At 65.6% G+C, this 12,925-nt stretch carries 12 protein-coding genes; 4 read left to right on the forward strand and 8 right to left on the reverse strand.

The window, feature by feature from the left end; genetic code table 11:
• Window positions 1–2,223: an MMPL family transporter gene (locus tag OHQ90_RS09410; protein WP_328409163.1), complete on the forward strand. Its 2,223-nt coding sequence runs from the start codon at window positions 1–3 to the stop codon at window positions 2,221–2,223.
• Between the two features lie 305 nt (window positions 2,224–2,528).
• Here OHQ90_RS09410 and OHQ90_RS09415 read toward each other — a convergent pair whose 3' ends face one another.
• The 8 genes from OHQ90_RS09415 to OHQ90_RS09455 form a co-directional block, all read right to left on the reverse strand.
• Window positions 2,529–4,244, reverse strand: a complete 1,716-nt coding sequence (locus tag OHQ90_RS09415) for a hypothetical protein (protein ID WP_328409165.1) — start codon at window positions 4,242–4,244, stop codon at window positions 2,529–2,531.
• A 172-nt stretch (window positions 4,245–4,416) separates the two neighbouring features.
• Window positions 4,417–4,812 (reverse strand): VOC family protein, encoded by a 396-nt coding sequence (locus OHQ90_RS09420; protein ID WP_328409167.1) that lies wholly within the window; start codon window positions 4,810–4,812, stop codon window positions 4,417–4,419.
• Between the two features lie 18 nt (window positions 4,813–4,830).
• Window positions 4,831–5,574 carry a CPBP family intramembrane glutamic endopeptidase gene (locus OHQ90_RS09425; protein ID WP_328409169.1) on the reverse strand — a complete coding sequence of 248 codons (744 nt, stop codon included), beginning with the start codon at window positions 5,572–5,574 and terminating at the stop codon, window positions 4,831–4,833.
• Window positions 5,575–5,639: 65 nt separating this feature from the next.
• Window positions 5,640–6,569, reverse strand: coding sequence for an RluA family pseudouridine synthase (locus OHQ90_RS09430; protein ID WP_328409171.1), 930 nt, complete (start codon window positions 6,567–6,569; stop codon window positions 5,640–5,642).
• A 57-nt stretch (window positions 6,570–6,626) separates the two neighbouring features.
• Window positions 6,627–7,076, reverse strand: coding sequence for a TIGR03667 family PPOX class F420-dependent oxidoreductase (locus OHQ90_RS09435; protein ID WP_328409173.1), 450 nt, complete (start codon window positions 7,074–7,076; stop codon window positions 6,627–6,629).
• 49 nt (window positions 7,077–7,125) lie between these two features.
• Window positions 7,126–7,395: a hypothetical protein gene (locus tag OHQ90_RS09440; protein ID WP_328409175.1), complete on the reverse strand. Its 270-nt coding sequence runs from the start codon at window positions 7,393–7,395 to the stop codon at window positions 7,126–7,128.
• Between the two features lie 805 nt (window positions 7,396–8,200).
• On the reverse strand, window positions 8,201–8,908 hold the full coding sequence (locus OHQ90_RS09450) for a siderophore-interacting protein (RefSeq protein WP_328409177.1): 708 nt from the start codon (window positions 8,906–8,908) through the stop codon (window positions 8,201–8,203).
• Window positions 8,909–9,039: 131 nt separating this feature from the next.
• Window positions 9,040–9,510: a hypothetical protein gene (locus OHQ90_RS09455; RefSeq protein WP_328409179.1), complete on the reverse strand. Its 471-nt coding sequence runs from the start codon at window positions 9,508–9,510 to the stop codon at window positions 9,040–9,042.
• Window positions 9,511–9,672: 162 nt separating this feature from the next.
• On the opposite strand from OHQ90_RS09455, the gene OHQ90_RS09460 reads away from it, so the two are divergent.
• The 3 genes from OHQ90_RS09460 (at window position 9,673) to OHQ90_RS09470 (ending at window position 12,908) form a co-directional block, all read left to right on the forward strand.
• On the forward strand, window positions 9,673–10,971 hold the full coding sequence (locus OHQ90_RS09460) for a SidA/IucD/PvdA family monooxygenase (RefSeq protein WP_328409181.1): 1,299 nt from the start codon (window positions 9,673–9,675) through the stop codon (window positions 10,969–10,971).
• Window positions 10,972–11,031: 60 nt separating this feature from the next.
• Window positions 11,032–11,967 carry a methionyl-tRNA formyltransferase gene (locus tag OHQ90_RS09465; RefSeq protein ID WP_328409183.1) on the forward strand — a complete coding sequence of 312 codons (936 nt, stop codon included), beginning with the start codon at window positions 11,032–11,034 and terminating at the stop codon, window positions 11,965–11,967.
• A 188-nt stretch (window positions 11,968–12,155) separates the two neighbouring features.
• Window positions 12,156–12,908 carry a thioesterase II family protein gene (locus OHQ90_RS09470; RefSeq protein ID WP_328409185.1) on the forward strand — a complete coding sequence of 251 codons (753 nt, stop codon included), beginning with the start codon at window positions 12,156–12,158 and terminating at the stop codon, window positions 12,906–12,908.
• Window positions 12,909–12,925 lie beyond the last annotated feature (17 nt).

Below are 12,925 nucleotides of genomic sequence, written 5' to 3' on the forward strand. Positions count from 1 at the left end.
ATGTTCGCTCGACTGGGACGCGTGGTCGTCCACAACCCGTGGAAGGTGATCGGCGCGTGGCTGCTCATCGTGATCGCGGTGGTGGCCTCGGCGCCGAAACTCACCTCGACCACCGACCAATCCGAATTCCTGCCCTCGCATTACGAGTCGATTCAAGCGATGCAGTTGCAGCAGCAGGCCTTTCCGCAGAGTGCGGCGCCTGCGGCGATCATCGTGTTCAAGCGGGCCGACAATGCACCGCTGAACGATGAGAACGCGGCGCAGGTCGCGGCGATCGCGACAAAGCTCGGTGACGAAAAGATCAAGGACGTCACCGGAATTCAGCCCGCGCCGCCTGCCGACAATCGGCTCGTGCAGATTGCCGCGGTGCAGATGACGAAGGTCACCACCGCAGGTGACACGACGCAGAGCGATGCGGTCGAATCACTGCGTGACGCACTCCAGGCGCAGCTGAAGGATACGGATCTGAAGGCGGGCCTCACCGGTCAGGCGGCACAGACGCTGGATCAGACGGAATCCAGCGCGAAGGGCATGGCCATCATCGGGATCGCCACCATCGTGCTGATCCTGGTGCTGTTGCTGATCATCTTCCGCAGTCCGGTGATCGCACTGTTGCCGATCATCGTGATCGGCGGGGTTTCCAGCACCGTCGGCGGCCTGATTGCCATGGTGAGCAAGGCTTTCGACCTCAAGGTGGACAGTTCGGTCAACGCCATCCTGCTGGTCGTGCTGTTCGGCGTCGGCACCGACTACATCCTGTTCCTGATGTTCCGCTACCGCGAACGGCTGCGGGCCGGCGAGGATCCGAAGACCGCCATGGTCAGTGCCGTCACCCGGGTCGGTGAGGCGATCACCTCGGCAGCGGGTGCGGTGATCATCGCGTTCATGGCGCTGACGCTGTCCACCCTCGGCATGTTCCGTGCGCTCGGTCCGGCACTGGCGATCGCGGTCGCGGTGGCGCTGCTGGCTGGACTCACCCTCGTTCCCGCGATTGTTTCGTTGCTCGGCACCAAGGTGTTCTGGCCGTCGAAGGCGTGGCAGGTGGAGCCGAAGGGAGCGCGTTTCGCCGCGGTCGGCGCGGCGCTCGGGCGTCGTCCCGGTGCGTTCGCCGTGGTATCCGGTGGCCTGCTCCTCGCACTCGGCGTGTTTGTCTTCGGTTTCAACCCCACCTTCGACCTCAGCTCGGGTTCGACCTCGGACACCTCCGAATCCGCCGTCTACAGCAAGGAATTGCTCAAGGGCATGCCGGCGGGAGCCACTCAGCCCTCGGATGTGCTGCTGCGCTCGGAGGGCGGTGCACTGACCGCCGCTCAGCTCACGAATTACCGTGCCGCGCTGGCCGGTGTGTCGGGCGTCGGCCAGGTATCGGAGCCGCATCCGTCGAGTGACGGAGCGGTCGCCGAATTCCAGGTGACGCTGAGCTCCGCGCCGGAATCGGATGCCGCGCTGGACACGGTTCGTGGTCCGCTGCGCGACACTGCACACGCCGCGGCGCCCGCAGGCACGACCGCCGTCGTGGGTGGCATCACCTCGGTCTTCGTCGATTTCCAGGATGCGATGAACCATGACTACACCGTCGTGTTCCCGGTGGCGGCCATTCTGATCATGATCGTGCTCGCGCTGCTGCTGCGCAGCATGGTCGCACCGTGGTACCTGATGGCTTCGGTATTCCTCGGATTCGTCGCGACGCTGGGCGCCGCGGTGCTGGTTTTCCAGCATTTCCAAGGCAATTCGGGCCTGATCTTCACCCTTCCGGTGATCATGTATCTGTTCGTGGTCGCACTCGGCACCGACTACAACATCCTGATGGTCGCCCGGTTGCGGGAAGAGGCCCGCGAGGGCCGCGACCCGCGCCAGGCCGCCGCGCTCGGCGTGCACCACACCGGCCCGACCATCGCCGCGGCGGGCGTCATCCTGGCGGGGACCTTCGCCTCGATGATGTTGGCGGGCAACAATGTGTTGTCTCAGATGGGCTTCGCCATCTCGGTCGGCATTGCCATCGCCGCCTTCGTCATGGCGATGTTCTTCACCCCGGCGGTCACCGCGCTGCTCGGCCACCGGGCCTGGTGGCCGGGTCACGGTGATCGGGGTGCGAAGCAGAGTAGCGCGAGCTCGCCATCCGACGACTATTACGCCCCGCGCCGAGACGATGCCCAGCAGGTTCCCGCTGGTAGCGGCGGATCGAACCGGGGTTGGTCGAACACCGGGGAGTGGCGCAGGTAATCACGAACGAAAAGGGCCGTCCGCTCGGAACATCCGAGCCGGGCGGCCCTTCCTTCGTCTGTGCGTTCGGCTGACGGTGCAATCGGCTGGTGGCGCAGGGGCGTTGGACCTTGCGGGCGCAGTCGAGGACTCAGCGACCGTGACGGGAAGGATGTCGACAGCGTCGTCGATGTGCCACAGGCTCTGGTCGGCAGCGAGGGGCGAACTCGAGGTTGGTCGACCACCGGGAGCGGCGCGGATAGCCACCGCGAAAGGGTTGTTTGTTCGGATGTTCCGAATGGGCGGCCTTTTTGGCGTCTCAGCGATCAGCTGACTGCGTAGGGGCGGCGGACCTTGCGGGCGGAGTCGAGGACTCGGGAGACAACGGCGCGGGGGAGGCCGACCTCGTTGCCGATGCCCACCGGCGTCCAGGATTGGTCGGCGAGGGTCAGGATCTCGGCGAGTTGTTCCACCGGGAGGGTGGATAGGCCGCGGTCGGCGATTTCCCGTGCTACTGCCCATACTTCGACGTCATCGAGTTCGGCGACGATCTCGTCTGTTTCGGATACGAGGGAGTCGGCGGAGAGCGCTTGGACGGTTTCGTTGATCACGTCCACAGAATTACGGCGCAAGAGGTCGCCCGTGATGGACGGTGCAGCGTCTGTGGTGCTCTCGGCGCGGAGTTGCGGGCTGCTGCGATCGGCCTCGGCGGTGCCCGCGTCGTCGGCGGGGCGCTCCGTGCTGGTGTTGCGCTCGGAGTGGTTGTTGCGCTGTGGTTTGCGCTCGGATCGAGTCGGCGGCTTCTGGTCGGCAGTAGGTTCGATGCGCTCTGTGTGGTTGCGGGACTGCGCTTTCCGGCTGTCGGCTGCTACTGGACTATCGGCAGTGGCAGGTTGTTCAGTATGTCCGTGACGCTCGACCCCATTGCGGGACGGTGGTTTACGGAGTTCAGCCGAATCGGTCGCAGCCTTGTCGATAGCGGCGGAGCCCTGCGCCGCGGCCTGATGGCCATTGCGTCGGGGGCGCGGGACCGCGTGCAGCGGGTAGCCGATGGTCGGATCGAGCTCGGCCGGTGCCGAACCATTGTTGCTGCCGGATTCCGTGGTCTCGGCGTGGGGTTCGATCGTCGGCTCGATCAGCGCTTCGAGATCGCGTGCCGCGAGTAATTCCAGCAGGTCGGCCGGCTCGTCCCGGGGGATCGCCGCGACCGGGACGGCGGTGTCGGCGGTGACACGGTGACTCGGCTGCACTCCGGGCAGGTCGTTCGACTCGACCACCGGTGCGCTGTCGATCAGCACCGCATAGCGCCCGGACACCCACGCGTGCAGCCAGATCACGACGCCGACCATGACCGGCGCGATCGCGTACTCGGCGGCGCGACCGAGCGCGCCCGCGGCCAGATGCGGGCCGGCGTTCAAGGCGATGGTGGTGCCGAGCAATGCGCTCTCGAAGAAGATGACTTTGCCGCGGGCGAGTTCACGACCCCATCGCGCGGCCGTCGTCGCGGCGACCATGATGGTGATGATCGGGATCGAGATCATCGCCTCGATGCCGTAGCTCAACCAGTACAACGGGTCGGTCATATCGCCGCTGGGGACCAGGTTGTGCTGCACGTTGACCCCGGCCCACACCATGCCGAGCACCACGACCGCGATCAGCGCCCGCGACGACCATTCCGCGCGCCGGTACAGCTGGGCAAGCCGCGCATCCTGATTCGACACCCGTCGACGCGCCGCGAGCGCCCGCCGATGCCATCGCGCGTCGGCATCGTCGGACTTCCTGATGGCGGCCGCGGTGCGTCGGTCGCGCTCCTCGGCCGCGAGCTCGTCCTCGACTGCCCGCCGCCGCTGCCCACGCCGCTGGGCCCGAACCCATTCCGCGAGTTCGCGTTCCGCCGCGATCTCCGCATCGGACAACACCGCCAACAGCGCCGCATCGTGTTGCAACGGCAACTTGCCACGTGCGGCGGCAACGCGTTGCGCCAATGCGTCGATCTCGGAACTGACGATCTCGGAATTATTGGTCGACGGTCCGTCGCGCATCGCGAGCCTTCCCGGGAGCAGGTGTCATACCGTGAGACCTACTTGCTCGAACATATGTGTGATCGCAGTGAGACTAAACCGACATCTCCCCGAGGTCAATGCCGACGCTCGAACACCTGCTCGAATCGAGAGCGACCACCCATTCGAATCATGCGAGCGATCGGCGCCCCCATCACGCGTTCTTGTGGCAGACCGCCTCGAGCATGATGCCGTCGGGGTCGGTCCAGAATGTGGCGTAGTAGGGCGGCGGATACTGCGGGAATTCTTGTGGAGTATGGACGACTTCATCGCCGCGGGCGGCGGCCCATGTGTGCACGCGGTCGACAGCCGCGCGGGTCGGGACCATGAAGGCGAGGTGCTGGAGTCCGGGGTGTGCCCGCGAATAACCGGACGATTCGGCGGGATAGAAGAAGAGGAAGGTGCCTACCTTGCCATTGCTCGGCCGGTAGGCGAATTGTGTGTCATCGTGCACCAGCGGCTCGTAGTCGAGCAGCGGCATGAGTTCGTCGTAATAAGTATGGGCGGCAACGAGATCGCCGACGTTGATGCCGAGGTGTCCTAGGGGCATCTTCGCAATGTAGCTCGATCAGCTGAGTGTGGTGTGCCAGACGATGGCGGCCGCGAGCGCGCCCGCACCGTTGACCGACCAGTGCAAGGCGATCGGGGCGAGCAGGCTGCCGCTGCGCCTGCGAAGCCAGGTGAACACCACGCCCGCGGCGGCGGTCGCCACGACGGCGAGCATGATGCCGATGACCTGGCCGGCGACGCCGCCGCCGATTAATCCGCTCAGTCCCCGATTGCCCGAGGTCAGGCCGAACGACGAGGCGACATGCCACAGGCCGAACAGCAGTGAGCCCGCGGCGAACACGCCACGGGCGCCGTAGACCCGATCGAGGGTGCCGTGCAGCACGCCGCGGAATGCGAGTTCCTCGGGGATCACCGTTTGCAGTGGGATCACGATCATCGATGCGATCAGCGCGCCGGAGATGGTGGCGTAGCGGTCGGCGAGGAAGAACGGACGGGTCATCGGCAGCATCGCGCCGACCGCGACGACGGCGAGCACCAGGCCGACAGCGGCCAGCGCGTATATCGAGCCGCGGCGCCAGTGTCGTGGCGAGAGTCCCAGCTCGGACCAGCCGAGTCCGCGACGCCGAACCAGCGCCAGCAGCACGAGGGCGGCGACCGGGACGGTCACGATGCTGGCCCACGCCGTGGTGAAGTGGGCGATCAGATTGGTGCCTGCCAGGACGGCCACAACGACGGCCACGTCGATGTACGCGTGCAGTGTGTGGCCGGGCGGGGCCGCTTCCTCGGAGTCCTGTTGAAGCATCCGGCTCAGTCTACTTATCCGCGTCGGCCTGGGAAGATCTGTGATCGATCTGACTGAAACGTGTTTCAGTCAGCCCATGCTTTCGGGTCGGCCCAGGCCTGTAGCGTGCGCGTAGTTTCGAAGCGGCGCCGCGCGCCGGTAATCGGGTCGGTGAACTCGAGCGACGAGGCGAGCAATTGCAGTGGCTTGGTGAAATCGTCCACCGGCTTGTCGGTGAGCACCGGATAGAAATCGTCGCCGAGGATCTGGATGCCGAGACCGTTCATATGCAGCCGCAGCTGGTGGGTGCGACCGGTGAGCGGGCGCAGCCGATAGCGGCCGAGCCCGTCGCGGTGCTCCAGCAGTTCGATCCGCGTTTCGGCGTTGGGCTCACCGGCCACTTCCTGCGCGACGAGCACGTGCTTTTCCTTGATGATGCGGCTGCGCACCGTGCGCGGCAGCTCGAGCGCGGGATCGTAGGGCGCGATCGCCTCGTACTCCTTGCGGACGGTCCGCTTGTGGAACATCGTCTGATACGCGCCGCGTCGCGCCGGATTGGCGATGAACAGAATCAGGCCCGCGGTGACGCGATCCAGCCGATGGGCCGGGATCAGATCGGGCAGCTCGAGCTCGCGGCGCAGCCGAACCAGCGCGGTTTGCAGAATGTGCTGACCGCGCGGAATGGTGGCAAGAAAGTGCGGCTTGTCCACCACGAGCAGGTCGTCGTCGCGGTGCACGACGGTGATATCGAAGGGAACGGTGGTCTCGTCGGGCAGGTCGCGATGGAACCACACCGCACCACCGGGGACATAGGGTGCGTCGGGCGCGAGCGGCCCGGCAAGATCGACGATGCCGCCTTCGCGCAGCAATTGGTCGATTCGCGCCGCGGGGACCCGGGGCAGCCGCTCGACCAGATGGTCGCGAACCGTCGCCCAGTCACCCTCCTCCGGCAGGCGGAGGCGGGCTGGATCCAGGCCGTACCGCTTGGGTAACGGCGGCTGCTGCCTCCTTCTCATCGGGACCAACAGTAGTCGGGTCGATCTCAGGACCTGGACGCGCTGTCCGGAGCCGCCTCAGAATCCGCGCAGTCGGTCGGGCAGGATGCGAACGGCGACGGAATACTCGGCGAAAAATTCCTCGGCGGTCATCGAGATATCGACAAGGCCATCGGCGTATTTCTCGGCAAAGACGGCCTTCTCCTCGGCGGTGGCGCCCGTTTCGTCGATGCGCGCGGCGCCGGTGAGGACGACGACGTCGCCGCCGGTTTCGGTGGCGTTGAGGTTCAGCGAAACCCGAGGATTACCGACGATATTGCGCAGCTTGGGCTTGTCTGCCTGGCTGAACAAGAGAAATTCCGTGCCGTCCCAGCGGAACCAGACCGGATTCGGTTGCGGGGTTCCGCTGGCCCCGACGGTAGTCAGCCAGATGGGTTGTTCGCTGTTCAGGCGTGCGGCGACCTTGGCGCCGAACTGGGTGCCGGTGTCGACGACAGGTGTGGAGCGATCGGATTCCGTGGTGGTCATGACGGTAGGTAACGCAGCGCCGGTGCTGTCGATTCCACCGACGCTCCGGCTAGGTTTCCGCGCGTTCGTCGAGCACCATCAGTCGGGCTTCCACCAGGGTTCGGCGCGCCCGGCGGCGCACCTTGCACACGTCGACGCCACAGGAAAGGTGCACCTGCATGGCGCGATGGGCCTGGTCAGCGGTGAGCTCGCCAGGATCGGTACGACAATCGGAAATAGTCGAAATAATTTGCGTAACGCACATTTTCGCAACTCCATCCATTGAATCGTGCCCCTTATTCGTGCATCGATCGGCGTTGATCGAATCCCGTTGGGTCACATTGCCTAGGGTGGAAAAGATAGCGAGATCTGGTGGCTTCCATCGTGTGATGGTCCGCCGTTCACGCAAGCTTCCGCCTTGCGTCGAATATCGGAAATCGTGAAGTCCGTAGCAGTTTTCGTGCATCGACGAAACGAGTACCTCGGTGCAACAGCTCATTTCCGTATCCGACTCGCTTCCCTTCGATCGGTGCGTGTCCATGCGGTCATGCGTCGGTACGTAGGGCATGGCGGTTGTTGGCAGCGCGCCGTGGGTGCTGGGTTCGGTGGCCGCGATACTCGATCGCGTCGATGCCGCGCTCTACCAGCGCGCTCTACCAGCGCGCTCGATCCGCACAGCGAGGCAGTCGTTGTGCGCGGAGTGCACGAACTCACCAGGGACAAGACGGTGATCGTTGTCGCGCATCGGCTGACCACCATCGCGCACGCCGACCGATCCTGTTCGTCGACGGCGGTCGCATCGTGGAACGCGGTACGCACGCCGAGCTGCTCGCGGCCGACGGCCGATATGCCGAGTTCTGGAACGAGCGCTCGCGGGCCACCGGCTGGCGGCTGGAACCGACTCCGGCATAGCGACTATCGGCGGACCGGGTCGTGGATGCCCGAGTTCGCTCGGCGGCCGCAGACGAGACGTCCGCGGCCGGCCCACCACGCGGTTGGACAAGGAACGCCACCAGAATCTCGTCGGCCGCATGGTGCGTCGGTAGCGGTCTGCGACTGTCGACGATGTCGGGGATGGGATCGAGATGCGCGAAACGCCGCACCCGCTGGGCGAAGCGGATGCGGCGTCGGACAACCGTGCGGAACTACTTCCAGTAGGCCTGGTATTTGATGGCCGTCTTCGGCAGGTTGTGGGTGGTCTTGAGGGTCTTCACGATCGAGCGCGTGCTGGCACCATCACAGGCGACCCACGCGAATGCGTCACCGGGGCAGGCGATTTCCTGTGCCTTTTCGCGCAGCAGGCGCCCGTCGTCGATGCGCTGCATCCAGGTCACCTGGTGGTGCGGCTTGTTGCGCAGCGGCAGGGTCTGGTCGGATTCGTACTGCCATTCCAGCCATACGCGGGCCGGGGTGTCGCCGATGGCCTCCAGCAGCGAGTTGATCGCGGGCAGTGACGCAGTGTCGCCGAAGACGATGTACTCGCTCGGAGTGGCCTCCGGCAGTGTGAAATTGGACCCGAGTACCGTGACGTCGAGCTTGTCGCCGACAGCGGCCCGCTGCGCCCACTTGGTCGCCGGTCCGTCGTGCAGCACGAACTCGATGAAGAAACTGTCGCCCGCGGGATCGGGATCGACGAGGGTGTAGCCGCGGTGGTGCAGCTTGTCGCTGGTCTCGTCCGGGATCCACAATCTGACCCACTGGGTGGGGTGCACCGGGTGGTCGGCGAGCAGTCCACCCGCGGTGAAGCCGATCCGGATGAATGTGTCGGTCAGGTACTCGGTCGAGGTGACCGTGAGCTGGTAATCATCGCCGCCCCAGGCCTTCACCAGTACTCCGTTGAATCCCTTGCCCATGTGACTAAGGTTAGCCTAACGACACTTGATTGTCGCGTGCTACCTGTCACCGGCCGAGCGACCGAAAGCGGCCACCGAGCGTTCGGTGGCCGCTTTACCTTGCGGCGCCGGGTATTACGAGGCGTCGGTCATCACAGGCTGCAGGGCAGGAACGCGACACTGGCCACCGTGCACTCGGATTCGCGGGTCAGCTTCCAGGTGCCGTCGAGCTGGCGCCAGGTGAGGTTGAACTGGAACGGGTCGAAGCCGTCGACGGCGGTCTGCAGCTTCGCGCTGAGGGTGTCGCCGTTGACGCTGACCGGGCCGAGGATGGTCCACCGGAAGCTGGGCGGCGCGGCGGCCATGGCCCCGCCGACCTGGTCGAGCAGCGGCAGTCCGGCCGCGCCCGCCTCGAGTTCGGCGGCGCGGGCAGCGCGGGACGCGCCGGTGTTGATCGCGAGCGCCAGCTTGGCTTTCAGCTCGCCGGTGCCGGGAGCCTCGGCCCGCAGCGGCGCGGTGAGCGGCGCCGCGATGGCCGGCGTCGACACGGTTGCGGTGGCGAAAGCGCCGATCAGCGCGGTGGCTGCGAGCGTGACGGCCTTCTTGCGTGCGGTGCTGAGCATGGGTGTTCGTCCAATCTTTCGGGGCTGGGTGCTTCGGTGATCCCGAGCACCCGTTCAGCAATATAAGGTAAGCCTATGCAAATATGGGGGGCCGAGTTTGCGGCTGTGTTCGCGAACACAACACGGACGGGCGCGGCGCTCGCGAGAGAGTGGGAGAGCGGAGTGGAGACCCTTCTGGTAGTCGGTGCGGGACCCAAAGCCCTAGCGGTGGCGGCGAAGTCGCATGTACTGCGGAAACTCGGATTACCCGCGCCGCGCGTGATCGTGGTCGAGGCGCACGCGGTGGGTGGCAACTGGCTGCCCAGCGGCGGCTGGACCGACGGTCGGCACCGGCTGGGCACGAGCCCGGAGAAGGACATCGGCTTCCCGTACCACTCCACTTGGGCGCGTGGCCACAACGGCGCGATCAACGAGGCGATGATGGCTTACAGCTGGACCGCCTTCCTGGTCGAGCACGGCACCTATGCCGAATGGATCGATCGCGGCAGACCTAGTCCGCAGCACCATGTTTGGGCCAAATACCTGCAGTGGGTGGCGCGTGAGATCGATCTGGAATTGGTGCTCGGCACTGTCGGTTCGATCAGGCGGCGACCGGATGCGGCGGTCGAGGGTTGGCTGGTATCGGTCGCCGACGCCGATGGCGGCATGACCGAAATCGACGCGGACGCATTGATGATCACGGGTCCAGGGCGCAGCACCAAGGCGCTCGCCGAACATCCGCGCGTGCTCAGCATCGCCGAATTCTGGGATCTGGCCGGTAGGCGTCGGCTTCCGGTCTGTTCGCGTGCGGCGGTCATCGGCGGAGGTGAGACGGCGGGATCGGCGTTGGACGAACTGGTCCGGCACGAGATGCTGACCATCTCGGTGATCTCGCCGATGGCGACCCTGTACACCCGCGGCGAAAGCTTCTTCGAGAATGCGCTGTACAGCGATCCGAACAAGTGGAGCGCGCTGAGTATGCAGGAGCGGCGCGATGTCATCCGGCGCACCGACCGCGGCGTGTTCTCCGTTCGGGTCCAGGAAAGTCTGTTGGGCGACAGCCGTGTTCATCATCTGCAGGGGCGCGTGACCCGCATCGTCGAGCAGGGTGAGGGCGTGGCGTTGACGCTGCGCAACGAGTTGCGCGCCGACCAGGTGCACAACTTCGACCTGGTGGTCGACGCGACCGGCGGGCAGCCGCTGTGGTTCCTCGACCTGATCGACGCCGATGCCAAGGATCTGCTGGAGCTCGCCATCGGCGGCCCGCTCACCCAGTCCAGGATCGAGTCCGCTATCGGCTACGACCTCGCTGTCGCCGGCCTCGGCGCCAAGCTCTACCTGCCGAGCATGGCCGCGGTGGCGCAGGGGCCCGGTTTCCCGAATCTCAGTTGCCTCGGCGAGCTTTCCGATCGCGTGCTGCGCACCGCTCCCGTGCGTTCCTCGGCTCGTGCGCGTGTGAACGTGAGCGCGCTGGCCAGTTGAGCAACCCGACGGCAACGTAGGGTAGGCTGCCCTTACTATTGTCGAGATGAGGTTCGGTTCATGCGTGTCGTGTCGTTCGGCTTCCAGACCTGGGGGCGCAAAACTCTGCAAGCCCTGATTGATTCGGACCATGAGGTGGTGCTCGCGGTCACCCATCCGGCCAGTGCGCAGTCCTACAAGGCGATTTGGTCGGATTCGGTCGAGGAGCTTGCGCGCGAACACGGAATTCCGGTGCACCTCACCGAGCGGGCCGATGCGCAGACCATCGATCTGGTGAAGCGGGCCGAGCCCGACGTGATCGTGGTCAACAGCTGGTACACCTGGATGCCCGCGGAGCTCTACAACCTCCCGCCGCACGGCACCCTGAACCTGCATGATTCGCTGCTGCCGAAGTTCACCGGATTCTCCCCGGTACTCTGGGCGCTGATCAGTGGCGAATCCGAATTCGGTCTGACGGTTCACCGCATGGACGAGGGCCTCGACACTGGAGACATTCTGGTGCGGCGTTCGTTGCCCATCGGTCCCGTCGACACCGGCACCGAACTCGTGCTGCGTGGGATGGAGATGATTCCTGGTGCGGTGCACGAGGCGCTGGCCGCGCTGGAATCCGGCACCGCGATCTGGCGACCGCAGAACACGTCGGAGCGCACGTACTTTCACAAGCGCTCGGAGCGCGACAGCCTGATCGACTGGAGTTGGTCGGCGGTCGATCTGGAGCGTTTTGTCCGCGCGCTGTCCGAACCGTACCCGCGGGCCTACACGTTCTATCGAGGCGAACGGATCGAGGTACTCGAAGCGGAGGTCTCACAGGCGCGCTACGGCGGCACCCCGGGCCGGGTGATCGTGCAGGAGGGTGGCGGCGCGGTGGTCGCCGGTCCCGACGCGCATCGCGGCGCGAATCGGGGCCTGGTGATCGCCAAGATTCGAACGGCCGCGGGCGTGGAGCACTCCGGGGTCGAATTCTTCGCGCGCGGAGGCTATCTCACCGACCAGTGAGACGGTGACGCACGCGACAATCGTAGACTAATTAGGTTAGCCTACGCTAATATCGAACGACCGATTTTCAGACCACCTATCAGTTAGTGCAGCGGGTGGGGGGTGTTGTACGCCGCCGATAGCAGTGGCGATTGGTGGCGCGAGTTTTCCGCGCTCACGATCGTCCGGCGGGAGCGCAGGAGTGAGAAATGCCAGCAAGTCTCGGATGGATCCGACAGTTCCACAAACCCCGTTCGGCCGATTGCCCACCACTGCTGATCTGCCCGCACGCCGGTGCGGGTGCCTCCGCGTATCGTGCGTTCTCCAAGGCGCTGAGTGCGCACTTCGACGTGCAGTTGCTGCAATACCCCGGTCGCCAGGATCGTGCGGCCGAACCTGCCGCCGCGACCCTGCCCGAGATGGCCGCCGGTGCGCTCGAGGGATATCTCTCGGCACCGCAGCGGGACGCTCCGCTCACCCTTTTCGGCCACAGCATGGGCGCTATCGTCGCCTTCGAATTCGTCCGTCTCGCAGAGGCTTCGGGAGTGGATATCCGACTGCTCGCGGCATCGTCCGCGGCCGCGCCCGGTCGGGTCGCCGACCTGCCGGGGCATCCCACCACGGACGAGGAACTCCTCGACCACATGGCCGCGCTCAACGGCACCGGCGCAGATGTCATGGCCAGCCGTGATGTCATGCGGATGGCGTTGCCGGTGCTGAAGGCCGACTACCGGGCCTTCGACGCGTACTCGTGCGCCGCCGACGTTCGAGTCGACGCCCCGCTGCAGGTGTTCGGTGGTGACGAGGATCCGTTCGTCGCGCCGCGCGATCTGTACGCGTGGTCGGTCCACACCAGCGCGGATCTCCAGGTGACGCTCTTCGCCGGGGGCCACTTCTACATCGACGACCATATCGACGGCATCGCGGAACTGCTTGTGCCGCAGACCAGCACAGTCGCGTAGCGATCACACAGAGGACA

It is taken from the genome of Nocardia sp. NBC_00403 (genome assembly GCF_036046055.1).
Lineage (GTDB): Bacteria > Actinomycetota > Actinomycetes > Mycobacteriales > Mycobacteriaceae > Nocardia.